The 13,794-nt window shown below is 65.1% G+C and carries 9 protein-coding genes; 5 read left to right on the top strand and 4 right to left on the bottom strand.

Features of this window, described 5'->3' with window-relative positions; translation table 11 throughout:
* Positions 1–259 precede the first annotated feature (259 nt).
* The 3 genes from ACI7M0_RS20235 to nirD all read left to right on the top strand — a co-directional run bounded on the left by ACI7M0_RS20235 (position 260) and on the right by nirD (position 7,471).
* The gene (locus ACI7M0_RS20235) at positions 260–4,285 is read left to right on the top strand and encodes a bifunctional nitrate reductase/sulfite reductase flavoprotein subunit alpha (protein WP_129933462.1); all 4,026 of its coding nucleotides are present in this window, start codon (positions 260–262) and stop codon (positions 4,283–4,285) included.
* A 271-nt stretch (positions 4,286–4,556) separates the two neighbouring features.
* Complete coding sequence (gene nirB, locus ACI7M0_RS20230; RefSeq protein ID WP_129933460.1) at positions 4,557–7,109, top strand: nitrite reductase large subunit NirB; 2,553 nt, start codon at positions 4,557–4,559, stop codon at positions 7,107–7,109.
* The gene (gene nirD, locus ACI7M0_RS20225; RefSeq protein ID WP_064493500.1) at positions 7,109–7,471 is read left to right on the top strand and encodes a nitrite reductase small subunit NirD; all 363 of its coding nucleotides are present in this window, start codon (positions 7,109–7,111) and stop codon (positions 7,469–7,471) included. Before nirB ends, nirD begins: the two co-directional genes overlap by 1 nt.
* A gap of 127 nt (positions 7,472–7,598) precedes the next feature.
* Here the strand turns inward: nirD and ACI7M0_RS20220 are convergent, their stop codons facing one another.
* The 4 genes from ACI7M0_RS20220 to ACI7M0_RS20205 form a co-directional block, all read right to left on the bottom strand.
* Positions 7,599–8,549 (bottom strand): 2-hydroxyacid dehydrogenase, encoded by a 951-nt coding sequence (locus ACI7M0_RS20220; RefSeq protein WP_129933458.1) that lies wholly within the window; start codon positions 8,547–8,549, stop codon positions 7,599–7,601.
* A gap of 24 nt (positions 8,550–8,573) precedes the next feature.
* The gene (locus ACI7M0_RS20215; protein WP_129933456.1) at positions 8,574–9,332 is read right to left on the bottom strand and encodes an SDR family oxidoreductase; all 759 of its coding nucleotides are present in this window, start codon (positions 9,330–9,332) and stop codon (positions 8,574–8,576) included.
* 18 nt (positions 9,333–9,350) lie between these two features.
* Positions 9,351–10,061 carry a fumarylacetoacetate hydrolase family protein gene (locus tag ACI7M0_RS20210; protein ID WP_104962391.1) on the bottom strand — a complete coding sequence of 237 codons (711 nt, stop codon included), beginning with the start codon at positions 10,059–10,061 and terminating at the stop codon, positions 9,351–9,353.
* A 220-nt stretch (positions 10,062–10,281) separates the two neighbouring features.
* Positions 10,282–11,622, bottom strand: coding sequence for an MFS transporter (locus ACI7M0_RS20205; protein WP_104962390.1), 1,341 nt, complete (start codon positions 11,620–11,622; stop codon positions 10,282–10,284).
* Between the two features lie 295 nt (positions 11,623–11,917).
* On the opposite strand from ACI7M0_RS20205, the gene ACI7M0_RS20200 reads away from it, so the two are divergent.
* Complete coding sequence (locus ACI7M0_RS20200; protein ID WP_129933453.1) at positions 11,918–12,847, top strand: AraC family transcriptional regulator; 930 nt, start codon at positions 11,918–11,920, stop codon at positions 12,845–12,847.
* A 10-nt stretch (positions 12,848–12,857) separates the two neighbouring features.
* Entirely contained in the window at positions 12,858–13,790 is a 933-nt protein-coding gene (gene pcaQ, locus ACI7M0_RS20195) for a pca operon transcription factor PcaQ (protein WP_010952764.1), read from the top strand.
* The last annotated feature ends 4 nt before the right edge of the window (positions 13,791–13,794 follow it).

Raw genomic sequence — 13,794 nt, 5'->3', positions numbered from 1 at the left:
AACCTGTTCAGGCCTCTTCGCGGGCACGCCCGCTCCCACAGGTACTGCGCCGCCCTCAGGCCTTGCGATATCCCTGTGGGAGCGGGCATGCCCGCGAAAGGGCCGGTATAGCTGGCCCATAAATTGCTGATCTACCCTCATCCCGGGCTGTCAACGTCGACAGCCCTCACCACTTCACGACAAAGGCGCCGTGTTGCCCCGCTTGCATCAGCATGCCGGGGCAGCCGGCGCCTTTTGCGTTCTCCACAGGAGCCCGCCCATGGCCAACAGCGAAGTACGCAGCGTCTGCCCCTACTGCGGCGTGGGCTGCGGCATCGTCATGAGCGTTGCCGATGGCAAGGTCGGCAAGATCAGCGGCGACAAGCTGCACCCGAGCAACTTTGGCCGCCTATGTACCAAAGGCCTCACCGCACACCAGCCACTGAGTGCCAGCGGGCGCATGGCCGACGCCTACCTGCGCCAGCAACGCAGCCAGCCGCCAGTGCGCACCAGCATGGACCAGGCCATCGCTGCCACCGCCGAGCGTCTGCGCGGCATTATCGACCAGCACGGCCCGGATGCCGTGGCGCTGTACGTGTCCGGGCAAATGTCGCTGGAGGCCCAGTACCTGGCCAACAAGTTGGCCAAGGGCTTTATCCGTACGCGCCACATCGAGTCCAACTCGCGCCTGTGCATGGCCAGCGCCAGCAGTGGCTACAAGCTGTCGCTTGGCGCCGATGGCCCACCTGGCAGTTACCAGGACTTCGAGCACGCCGACGTATTTCTGGTGATCGGCGCCAACATGGCCGACTGCCACCCGATCTTGTTCCTGCGCCTGCTTGATCGGGTCAAGGCCGGTGCGAAGCTGATCGTCGTCGACCCGCGGCGCAGCGCCACCGCCGACAAGGCCGACCTGTTTCTGCAGGTGCGCCCCGGCAGTGACATGGCCTTGCTCAACGGCCTTTTGCACCTGCTGCATCGCAACGGCCACACCAACCCCGATTTCATCGCCCGCCACACCGAAGGCTGGGACGAAATGCCGGCCTTCCTCGACGACTATACCCCCGAGCGCGTCGCCGCCATCACCGGGCTGGCCGAGGCCGATATCATCAAGGCCGCCGAATGGATCGGCAGCGCCAACAACTGGATGAGCTGCTGGACCATGGGCTTGAACCAGAGCATTCACGGCACCTGGCACAGCAACGCCATCTGTAACCTGCACTTGGCCACGGGTGCCATCTGCCGCCCCGGTAGCGGCCCGTTCTCGCTGACCGGCCAACCCAATGCCATGGGCGGCCGCGACATGGGCTACATGGGCCCCGGCTTGCCAGGCCAGCGCTCAGCGTTGGTGGAAGATGACCGCGCGTTCGTCGAACGGCAGTGGCAACTGCCACCCGGCAGCCTGCGCAGCGAGGGCGGCGAGGGTACGGTGGCGCTGTTCGGGCAGATGAAAGCCGGTGAAGTGAAAGCCTGCTGGGTCATCTGCAGCAACCCGGTGGCCAGTGTCGCCAACCGCCAGCAAGTGATCGACGGCCTGCGCAAGGCCGAACTGGTCATTACCCAGGACGCCTTCCTCGACACCGAAACCAACCGCTACGCCGACATCCTGCTGCCGGCCGCGCTGTGGGCCGAAGGCGAGGGTGTGATGATCAACAGCGAGCGCAACCTGACCCTGATGCCGCGCGCTGTCGAGCCCCCCGGGCAAAGTCTGCCGGACTGGCAGATCATTGCCCGCGTAGCGTGCGCCATGGGCTATGCCGACGCCTTCGACTACCCCAATGCCGAAGCGGTGTATGAGGAAATACGCCGCTTCCACAACCCTGTTACCGGTTATGACCTGCGCGGTATCGGCTATGCCGAATTGCGTACGCAGCCGCGCCAGTGGCCCTGTGCACCGGGCAGCGAACAGCATCGCAGCCCGCTGCGCTACCTCAACGACGGCAGCAGCCAGGCGCTACTGCTTGATGCCCGGGGTAGGCGGCCGGCACTGGCCTTCCCTACCGCCAGCGGCAAGGCGCGCTTCTTTGCCCGGCCCTGGTTGCCGGCAGCGGAAGTGCCGGACGATGACTACCCCATGGTGCTGAATACTGGGCGTGTGCAGCACCAATGGCACACATTGACCAAGACCGGCAAGGTGACGGCACTGAACAAGCTGGAGCCCGGCCCCTACCTTGAGATTCACCCTGAGGATGCCGCCCGGCTGGGTGTCGCTGAAAAGGACCAGGTGGCCGTTCGCTCGCGCCGGGGGCACGCCGTGTTGCCGGCGCGCATCAGTGACCGGGTCATGCCGGGCAACTGCTTTGCGCCGTTTCACTGGAACGACCTGATCGGCGAGCAATTGGCGATCAATGCCGCGACCTGCGATGCGGTCGACCCGCTGTCGCTGCAGCCTGCCTTCAAACACTGCGCCGTAGCCCTGGAGCGGGTCGCAGGCGAGCGCATCGACGCCCTTGATCTGAACACTGCCACTGTAGAGCCTGTCCGCATGCCGACCGCCACCCTGTCCCGTCTGCTTGGCCTGCACACCTTGCCGGTTCCAGTGCTGGCCGAAGAAGAGCGTCATTACCTGCAAGGTTTCCTGCTGGGCCTGGACCAGGCCCGCGCCGAGGGCGTACCCCGCCTGCCGGCCAGTGCGCCGCTGGCTGCCAGCCGTCGTTTGTTTGTCGACGGCTTGCTGGCCGGGCTGTTCGCCCAGCCTGCAACTGCACCCATCGCGGCACAGGCCGCGCCATGGCATCAGGTGCTGTGGGCCTCGCAGACGGGCAATGGTGAGCAATTGGCCGAACGCTGTGCCGCGCGCCTGCGCGGTGCCGGTCTGAACGTGCAACTCAGCTGCCTGGAGGCGGTCAGCCCAAGCCAGCTGCAGGGTGCTGCCAGTGTGGTGTTGATCGCCAGCACCTTTGGCGATGGCGACGCGCCCGACAGCGGCGCGGCCTTCTGGCAGGCTTTGCAGGGCGAGGAGGGCGCTCACTGCGCCGGGCTGCCCTATGCCGTACTGGCCCTGGGCGACTCCAGTTACGACCAGTTCTGCGGTTTTGGCCGCAAGCTCGACCAGCGCCTGGCCGAGCTGGGAGGGCAGCGCCTGCTGGCGCGGGTGGACTGCGAGCCAGACTTCGACGAAGCCTTTGCCGGCTGGCTCGAAGCGTTATTGCCTGCACTGGGCACTGCCGCGGCGCCACCTCCGGCGAGTGAACCTGCACCCGTATCAGCCTTCAGCAAGCAGCAACCCTGGATGGCCACCGTACTGGAAAACCGCCTGCTCAATGGCCCCGGCGCCAGCAAGGAAACCCGCCAGCTGGTCTTCGACCTGAGCGGCAGCGGCTTCACTTACGCTGCCGGCGATGCCCTGGGCGTGTGGCCGCGCAACTGCCCGGCCCTGGTAGAAGAGCTGCTGACCCTGATGCAGCTCGATGGCCAGGCGATGGTCGAGCTTAAAGGTCATTGCGCCATGCCATTGGCCGAAGCCCTGCAAACACACCTGGAAATTGCCAAGGTCACTGCGCAACAACTGCAGGCATTTGCCAGCAACGCGCCTGACCTGCAGCGCTTGCTGCAGCCTGAATGCAAGGCCGAGCTGCAAGATTGGCTGTGGGGCCGGCAGTTGGTCGATGTGCTGCGCGCCTTCCCCCAGCAGTTGCCGCTGGCCAGTTGGCTGGAACTGCTCAAGCCATTGCAGCCGCGGCTCTATTCGATCAGCTCCAGCCCGCTGGCGCACCCAGGCCAGGTGCATCTGACGGTATCGACGGTGCGTTATGGCGAACGTAAAGGCGTGTGCTCAAGCTTTCTTGCCGACCGTGCGCAGGTGCAGAAAGTGGCGATCTTCCCGCAGGTGTCGAAGCACTTTCGCTTGCCCGAGGACGACAGCGTGCCGGTGATCATGGTGGGCCCTGGTACTGGCATTGCACCGTTCCGGGCGTTCCTCGAGGAGCGAGAGGCACGGGGGGCAAAAGGCGACAACTGGCTGTTCTTCGGCGAGCAGTACGCAGCGACCGATTTCTATTACCAGGAGCAGTTGCAGGCCTGGCAGGCGGCGGGGCACCTGCGGCTGGACACGGCGTTCTCGCGGGACCAGGTCGAGAAGATCTATGTGCAGCAGCGCATGCTCGAGCAGGGTGCGCAGCTGTGGCAGTGGCTGGAGGCGGGGGCGTATTTCTATGTGTGTGGCGATGCGCAGCGCATGGCCAGGGATGTGGATGCGGCGTTGCGGGTGATCGTCGCCGAGCATGGCCGGATGGATGCGGCGGCGGCTGCGGCTTATGTCGAAGGCTTGAGCAAGGCCAGGCGTTATCGGCGCGATGTGTACTGAAGTGCTCCAAGATGGGGTGTTGTGCACCTTGAATGTGCATTGGCTGGGCGGGCCCAGCGCAAGTGTAGGAGCGGGTTTACCCGCGAAGAGGCCGGCACAGGCAACCCAGGCATCCCAGGCAACTCAATTGGCACGCTCCCTGCTTAACCTCGGATACAACAAAGCCCACTGATCAACGGCGATCAACCGGGCCCCCTACCGTGATGAATACAGGCAAAGGCGCCTGGAGCTTCGGCTCCAGGCGCTTTTTTTTTTGATCGAGGATCGGCTTATGAAGGCAACAGCGAGCAGCGGGCAACGAGAGCGACTGGTCATCGTCGGCAACGGCATGGTCGGCCACCATTGCGTCGAACAACTGGTCAGTCGCGGCGGCCTGCAGCGCTTCGAGGTGCGGGTATTCGGCGAAGAGCGCCAACGCGCGTATGACCGCGTGCACCTGTCCGAATACTTCGGCGGCAGCTGTGCCGAAACCCTGGCCCTGTGTGAGCACGATTTCTACGAGGCCAATGGCGTACACCTGCACCTGGGTGAGGCCGTGCTGGAGATCGACCGCGAGCGCCGCGAAGTCGTCACTGCCGAAGGTCGCTATGGCTACGACCGACTGGTGCTGGCCACCGGCTCCTATCCCTTCGTGCCGCCGATCGAAGGCTCCAGCGGCAATGCCCGCCTGGTCTACCGGACCCTGGACGACCTCGATGGCATTCGTGCTGCCGCAGCCGGTGCCCGCCGAGGGGTGGTGGTCGGCGGTGGCCTGCTTGGTCTGGAAGCGGCCAACGCCCTCAAGTCGCTGGGGCTGGAAGCCCACGTGGTGGAATTCGCCCCACGGCTGATGCCGGTACAGCTGGACGGCGAGGGCGGTGCCGCGTTGAAGGCGCAGATCGAAGCACTGGGTGTGGGGGTGCACCTGTCACGCGCCACCCAGTCGGTCAGTGCCGGTGAAACCTACCGCTACCGCATGAACTTCGACGGCGGTGAGCACCTGGAAACCGACCTGATCGTGTTCTCCGCCGGTATCCGCCCACAGGATGCACTGGGCCGGGGTTGCGGCCTTGACATCGCCGCGCGCGGAGGCGTGGTCATCGACAACCACTGCCGCAGCAGCGACCCACGCATCTTCGCCATCGGCGAGTGCGCCTCGTGGAACGGCAGCGTGTTCGGCCTGGTCGCCCCGGGCTACAGCATGGCGCGCAACCTGGCCGGGCTGCTGATGGGCGAGGCGGCAGTGGCGTTCACCGGCGCCGACATGTCGACCAAGCTCAAGCTGCTGGGTGTGGATGTCGGTTCGATCGGCGATGCCCACGGTGCCACGCCGGGCGCGCGCAGCTATCGCTTCATCGATGAAGCCAACAGCGCTTACCGCCGTTTGGTGGTGGATGCCAGCGGCAAGCACGTGCTCGGCGCGGTGCTGGTCGGCGACAACAGCTATTACGACACCCTGTTGCAGTACGCCCAGAACGGCATCGCCCTGCCGGCCGACCCGGCAGCGCTGATCTTGCCACAAGGCGGTGGTGCGCCGGCCCTGGGCGCCGATGCGCTGCCCGACAGTGCGACCATCTGCTCCTGCCACAACGTCAGCAAGGGGGCGGTGTGCGCCGCGATCGACAGTGGCTGCAGTGACCTCGCTGCGGTCAAGGGCTGCACCAAGGCCGCGACCGGCTGCGGCGGTTGCGCGGCTCTGCTCAAGCACGTCTTCGAGCACGAGCTGACGGCCCGCGGCGTGGCGGTGGACAAGAGCCTGTGCGAGCACTTTGCCTACACCCGGCAGGAGTTGTACGGGTTGGTGCGGGTGGAGGGTATTCGCACCTTCAGCGAACTGCTCGAGCGCCATGGCAAGGGCCATCTGGGGTGTGACATCTGCAAGCCGGCGGTGGGCAACATTCTCGCCTCGTGCTGGAACCAGCCGATCATGGACCCGGCGTTGGTGCCGCTGCAGGACACCAACGACACCTTCATGGCCAACATGCAGAAAAACGGCACCTATTCGGTGGTGCCGCGCATTCCCGGTGGTGAAATAACCCCCGACAAGCTCATCGTCATCGGCCAGGTGGCCAAGAAATACGACCTGTACACCAAGATCACCGGTGGCCAGCGCATCGACCTGTTCGGCGCCCAGTTGCACGAGCTGCCGCTGATCTGGGGCGAACTGATCGAGGCCGGTTTCGAAACCGGCCACGCCTACGGCAAGTCGACCCGCACGGTGAAGTCGTGCGTGGGCAGCACCTGGTGCCGTTACGGCGTGCAGGACAGTGTCGCCATGGCCCTGCGCCTGGAAGATCGCTACAAGGGCCTGCGCAGCCCCCACAAGCTCAAGTTCGCGGTATCGGGTTGCACCCGTGAATGCGCCGAGGCGCAGAGCAAGGACATCGGCGTTATCGCCACCGACAAGGGCTGGAACCTGTACGTGTGCGGCAACGGCGGCATGCGCCCGCGGCATGCCGAGTTGTTCGCCACCGACCTGGACGACGAAACCCTGGTACGCCTGATCGACCGCGTGCTGATGTTCTACATCCGCACGGCCGACAAGCTGCAGCGCACCTCAGTGTGGCGTGAAAACCTGGAAGGCGGGCTGGACTACCTGAAGCAGGTGATCATCGACGACAGCCTGGGCCTGGCCAACGAGCTGGAAGCGCAGATGCAGCATGTGGTCGACCAGTATGAATGCGAATGGGCCAATGCCCTCAACGACCCCGAGAAGCTCAAGCGCTTCCGTACCTTCGTCAACGACCGACGCGCCGACCCGGACGTGCACTTCGTGCGCGAACGCGAACAACGCCGGCCCGCTGCACCGCTGCACCTGATCCCAACTGTCGAGGAGGCTGTCTGATGAACCTAGCCAATGTTGCTGTGAACACGCAAGAAAACTGGCAGACGGTGTGCCAGGCGCAAGACCTGGTGGCCGATTCCGGGGTCGTGGTTTGGCTCGATGGGGCCCAGGTGGCGTTGTTCTACCTGCCGGGGCAGGCGCAGCCGTTATACGCGGTGGACAACCGTGACCCGCGCTCCGGCGCCAATATCATCGGCCGTGGGCTGGTGGGCAGTGTGCAGGGCGAGCTGGTGGTGGCGGCGCCGTTGTACAAGCAGCATTTCAGCCTGCTGAGTGGGGAGTGCCTGGAGGATGCCGGGCAGAGGTTGCGGGTGTGGCCGGTGCGGTTGAAGGGGGAGGCGGTGGAGCTGGCGGTGGCCTGATACCCCTTTGCTGCCTGTGCCGGCCTCTTCGCGGGCAAGCCCGCTCCTACGGAATCTGCACCGCCTTCAAATACGGCGCTGCACCTGTGGGAGCGGGCTTGCCCGCGAAGAGGCCAGCACAAGCCGACTAGATAACCAACCCCTGCGGCGTGCGCCCGGCAAACACATCCACCAGGCTGGCCACCACCATCTCGCCCATGCGCGTGCGTGTCTGTACCGTGGCACTGGCGCGATGCGGTTGCAGCACCACATCTTCACGCTCGAACAACGCCTCGGGCGCTCGCGGTTCATCGACAAACACATCCAGCGCCGCGCCAGCGATCTCGCCAGCCTGCAGCGCGGCGATCAACGCAGGCTCATCTACCAGCTTGCCGCGTGCGATATTGATCAGGTACCCCTCGCTGCCCAACGCCTGAAGCACGTCGCGATTGATCAGCGCCTCGCCCTTATCAGCCGCCGCCGCGAGGATCAGCGCATCGCTGTCCTTGGCCAACTGCAGCAGATCTGCCTCGAACCCGTAGGGCACATCCAGCGCCTGTAGATCGGTGTAGCGGATCGGGCAACCGAAGGCTGCCGCCCGCTGTGCTACCGCCCGACCGACCCGGCCCATGCCGACGATGCCCACGCGCATGCCCGACACCTGCCGGGCCAGTGGCAGCGGTGCCAGGGGCGTGGTGCTGGTGGCCCAACGGCCGGCGCGAACGAAGCGGTCACCGGTGCAGATACCCCGGCACAAGCCGATCAGCAGGCCGATGGCAAGATCGGCGACGTCCTCGGTGAGCGCACCGATGGTCGCCGTCACCTGGATGCCGCGATCGCGGGCATAGGCCAGGTCTACCGCGTCGGTGCCGACGCCATTGACGGCGATCACTTCGAGGTTGGGCAGGCGCGCCATCAGCGCCTGGCTGATGCCGGTGTGGCCGCCGGTGATCACGCCGCGAATATTGCCAGCATGCTGGCTGACGTAGGCCTCCTTGTCGGCCTGTTCGTAGTAGCGGTGTACGGTGAACAGCTGTTCCAGGCGCTCACGGATCTGCGGGATCAGGATAGGGCTCAGTTGCAGGACTTCTGGTTTCATCGGTCACTCCATCATAAACTGGGATCAGCCACGGCCAACGAACGGCATGTTGCTGGCCATCACGGTCATGTTCAGTACGTTGGCGTCGAGCGGCAGCGCTGCGATGTAGCGCACCGCATCGGCCACATGGCGCACGTCGAGCATCGGCTCGGCGGCGATCTCGCCATTGGCCTGGCGCACCCCCCGGGTCATGCGCTCGGACAACTCGGTCAGGGCGTTGCCGATGTCCACCTGGCTGCACACGATGTTGTAAGGCCGACCATCCAGCGCCAGCGCCTTGGTCAGGCCCAGCACCGCATGCTTGCTGGCGGTGTAAGGTGCGGTGAACGGGCGTGGGGTGTGCGCCGAGATCGAGCCGTTGTTGATGATCCGCCCGCCTTGCGGCTGCTGGCGGCGCATCAGGCCGAAGGCGGCGCGGGCGCACAGGAATACACCATCGACGTTGGTGGCGATGACGTTGCGCCAGTTCTCCAACGGCAGCTCGTCGACGGGGACAGCGGGGGCGTTGATGCCGGCATTGTTGAACATCACGTCGAGGCGGCCATGCACCTCCTCGATGGTGGCGAACAATTGCGCAACGCTTTGCTCATCGCGCACGTCAGTGGGAACGGCCAAGGCCTCACCGCCCGCTGCTAGCGCTTGCTCGACGACGGCTTGTAGCGGTTCGGCGCGGCGCCCGGCGAGGACCAGGCTGAAGTTGTCCTCGAGCAGGGCGAGGGCGACGGCACGGCCGATGCCACTGCCAGCACCGGTGACCAGCGCGACTTTCTTGTTTTGGCTCATCGATAGGCTCCAGCAGGTTCAGGCGGCGTTGGCGGCATGCCCGGCAGGGCGAGGACCGACGTGCAGGTGCAGTTCGCCGATACCATCGATGCCGGCGTGAAGGGTGTCGCCCGGGTTCAGCGGTGCCACGCCGGGCGGGCTGCCGGTCATGATCAGGTCGCCCGGGCGCAGTGGCAGTTGGCGAGACAGCCTGCTGATCACTTCGGCCAATGCCCAGGTCTGCTGGCTGAGGTGTGCACGTTGGCGCTCCTGGCCATTGACCTGCAGCCATAGCGACGTATCCAGCGGCCAGTCGCATTCGCTGGCGGGAACGATGGCGGTCATCGGTGCCGAAGCCTCGAACACCTTGGCGCCTTCCCACGGCAGGCCCTCGGCCTTGGCCTTGCGCTGGTGATCGCGACGGGTCATGTCCAGACCGGCGGCAAAGCCGAACACGTGCTCCAGGGCATGCTCGTGGGCGATGTTGACGCCGCCTTTGGCGATGGCCGCGACCAGCTCGATTTCATGGCAGAACTCGTCGGTCTGCGGCGGGAAGGGCAGTTCGCCCAGTGCCTCGACCACGTTGCTTGCCGGTTTCATGAAAAACACAGGCTCCTGCGGCGCCGCGCCGTAGGATTCCGGCCACGGGTAGTTGCGGCCGAGGCAGAACACCCGGCCGACCGGGAAGCGCGCATCGCTGCCACGGATCGGCAGGCTGACGATGGCCGGCGGGTTGAACAGGTAGGTCATGGTTAGATCCTCCGTACTGGAGTGGACAGCGTATCCAGCGGCTGGCCGGCAAAGTTGGACGAAAGCGGGGTTGGGTTGGACTATCCAAGGCACCTGTACCGGCCCTTTCGCGGCTAAAGCCGCTCCTACAGGGATAGCGTCAAACCCAGGGGCAATACCGTCCCCCCGTAGGAGCGGCTTTAGCCGCGAAGAGGCCGGTACCGTCAATACACGCCTTGGCTCAGCCCGCAGTCTTCAGCTCGATGCGATACAGCTTCCCAAGCAGCAGCGAGTAAGACAGCGTGCCCATCAACGCCACACCACCGATGAACCAGAACGCCATGGCGAACGAGCCACTGGCGTGCACGATCGCGCCGATCACGATCGGGGTGACAATGCCTCCAATGTTCGCGGCCAGGCTGGTGACGCCGCCGGTCAGACCGATCAGTTCCTTGGGTGCCACTTCCGATACCGCCGCCCACGACGACGAGGCTATGCCCTGGGCGAAGAACGCCAGGGTCAGCACGGCGATGCACAGCACATTGGAGTCGGTGAAGTTCACCAGCACGATCGACATCCCCAGCATCGAGCCCACCACCAGCGGCAGCTTGCGGGCAAACGACAGCGAGTAGCCCTTGCGGATCAGCAGGTCAGAGACGATGCCCGCCAGGAGGATGCCGACCGTGGCACCAATGAACGGCATGACCGCGAAGATGCCGACCTTGATCAACGTCAGCTGACGCTCTTCGATCAGGTAGGTGGGGAACCAGGTGAGGAAGAAGTACAGCGCCGAAGTGCTGGCGAACTTGCCCAGGCAGATCGCCCAGATCTGGCGATAGCGGAACAGTTCGGCAACCTGGCGCCAGTCGAAGCGCGTACGTTCCTGGCTGCTTTTCACCAGGCCGCCGCCGTGCTCGATATAGGCCAGTTCTTCCTTGCTGACCTTCTTGCAGTTGAGCGGGTCGCGATACAGGAACAGCCACACTGCACCGAACAGGATGCCGACCAGACCGGTGCTGTAGAACACGTGGCGCCAGTCATAGGTGGTCGCCAGCCACAGGAGCGCGCCGGTGAACAGCGCGGTGCCCAGGTACTGGCCACATACGTAGATGCTGCTGGCCATGCCGCGCTCGCGAGCGGGGAACCATACCGTAACCGCACGGCTGTTGGCCGGGAAGGCCGGGGCCTCCATGGCGCCGACCGCCAGGCGCAGGCCGAACAGCGAGGCGAAGCCACTGGCCAGGCCCTGGGCCACGGTGACCGCCGACCAGCTGATCAGCGACACGCCATAGGTCAGGCGTGAGCCGAAGCGGTCGGCAATGAAGCCAGCCGGTACCAGGGCCAACGCGTAGGTCCAGGCGAAAGCGGAGAAAATCAGGCCCATCTCGACCTTGTCCAGGCCCAGGTCTTTGGCCATGAACGGCGCTGCGATGGAAATGTTCACCCGGTCGACGTAGTTGATGATGGTCGCCACCAGCAGCAGCGACAGCATGAACCAGCGGCGGCGGGTAGGCAGGCGCTGGGCGGGGGCCGCGTCCAGCGTGTACGACGACGCGGCGCGGGGGGTAGGCGTGCTCGACATGAGTCGACCTCGTTTGTTGTTGTTGGTAGAGGTTGGGCTGCAGTCCCTTTTCTAAGGTGGTCGTACAACGCGGTGAATGCAACGGGGTATTTAGACCGTTTTTTTCATTGGAGGCGGGGCAGTGCTGTGCTGTCCAAGAAATTTCTCAGCCAGGGTTTCGCCTGAAATATTGGCTGAATAGCGCATTCTCAGAGGGCTGCGTGGATTTGCGGTTGCGCAGGTTTTTGCATAAGGGGTTAAATTGCAGAGTTTGGACGTCGTACAACTTAAAGCGCCCGTATCCCGGAGATTGCCTATGCCCCCCAAGCGCGAGGTTCCGACCTATGTCATGCAGCAGCGCAGCGAGCTGATGGATTTCTACATCCGCGATCAGCGCGGGCGTCCCGCCGAGACCGCGCCGCATCGTCATGAGTACTTCCAGATCCAGGTCAATCTCGGCGGCGACACGGTGCAACACATCGGCAGCGTGCAACGCCCATTCAGACGCAACACCCTGGCCTTCATCCTGCCGCACCGGGTGCATGTGATCCCGCATCCGGAGGACAGCGACTTCGTGGTGATCAATTTCTCCCAGACGTTCCTGCTGCCGCACCTGGCCTGCGACCCGATGGACCTGGAGGAAGTGTCGATCCTGCAGGCGCCGGAGCTGTCGCCGTTCCGCTTTCAGGAGCATCTCGACTTCCACCTGAGTGACCCGGACTTTGCCGAGGTACGGCAAACCCTCGAGCGCATGCGTGCGCTGGATGCCAACCGCCGTTTCGGCACCCGCGAAATCCTCAAAGGCCTGTTGCTGCAGCTGATCGGCCAGGTCTGTGGCCTGTATGCCGAGCCGCTGCGCGAACTGGCCGACAGCAACGCGGCCCAGCTCAGCCGCCGCGCCGCGCTGGGCCGCATGAGCGACTACCTGCGCCGGCATATCGACGACCCCGATCTGAACCTGCAGAAAGTCGCCGCCGCCACCTACCTGTCGCCGACCTACCTGACCCACTGGCTGCGCAAGGAAATCGGCAAGACCTTCAGCGAGCTGGTGCTGGAGCGGCGCATGCACGCCGCACGCAACTACCTGCTCAACGGCAGCCGCCCGGTGGGCGAGGTGGCGCGGCTCTGTGGCTTTGCCGACGAAGCCTACTTCTCCCGACGTTTCCGCCAGATCCACGGCCTGCCACCTGGCCAGTTCCGCCGCCAGCAACGCGACCCGGATACGCCGCAGGTAGCGATGCGGTAAGCTTGCTGTCATGAACCTGGACACCCGTATCAAATACCGCCACTTGCTGTGCTTCCTGGAGATTGCCCGGCAGGGCAGCCTGGCCAGGGCGGCCGATATCCTGTCGATCAGCCAGCCGGCGATTTCCAAGACCCTCAAGGAGCTTGAGGACCTGCTCGAGGCGCGCCTGTTCGAGCGTAGCCGCCAGGGTGTCGAGCTGACTCCGGCCGGCACCCGCTTCATGCGTTACGCCGGGCCCAGTGTGCAGGCGCTGCGTGATGGCGTCAGCAGCCTGCGCGGTGAAGCGCGGGCGCCGTCGCAGGTGCGCATTGGCGTGCTGTCCACGGTCGAAGGCCTGCTCATGCCCGAGGTGCTGTGCCGCCTGCATCAGCGCCATGAGGCGCTGGTGATCAGCGTGGTCACCGGGGTCAGCGCGCAGTTGCTTGGCCAACTTCACCTGGGGGAGCTGGAACTGGTGGTCGGGCGCATGACCGACAGCCCACAGATCCAGGGCCTGTCGTTCGAGCACCTGTACAGCGAGTCGATGAGCCTGGTGGTGCGCCCGGGTCACCCGCTGCTGGCCAGCACGCCCGTGGAGCGGGGGCAGGTGGGGCGTTACCCGCTGGTGCTGCCGCCGGCCGGCACCACCATCCGCCAGCACGCCGACAGCCTGTTCGTGCAATGCGGCATCCAGATGCCGGCGCAGCGCCTGGAAACCCTGTCGCTGGCCCTGAGTCGGCGCTACCTGCTGGGCAGCGATGGCCTGTGGGTGGCGCCGCGTGATGCCGTGCTGCTCGACCTGCGCCGTGGCGAACTGGTCGAGCTTGACCTGGGTGTGCGTGAGCCGGGAGGGTCGGTGGGGATTTGCCGCAATGCCGCCTTGCCGTTGAGTTTGCCGGGGCAGTGGGTGGGTGAGGTGCTGCGGGAGGTGGCAGGGGAATATCGAGAGGGTCGGTATCCCTGAGGTT

Origin of the sequence: Pseudomonas sp. 10(2024) (assembly GCF_045164175.1) — a bacterium.
In the GTDB taxonomy this organism is placed as follows: Bacteria; Pseudomonadota; Gammaproteobacteria; order Pseudomonadales; family Pseudomonadaceae; genus Aquipseudomonas; species Aquipseudomonas alloputida.
The sequence above is the reverse complement of the archived record's forward strand: the minus strand, read 5'-3'. Positions and strand labels throughout refer to the sequence as shown.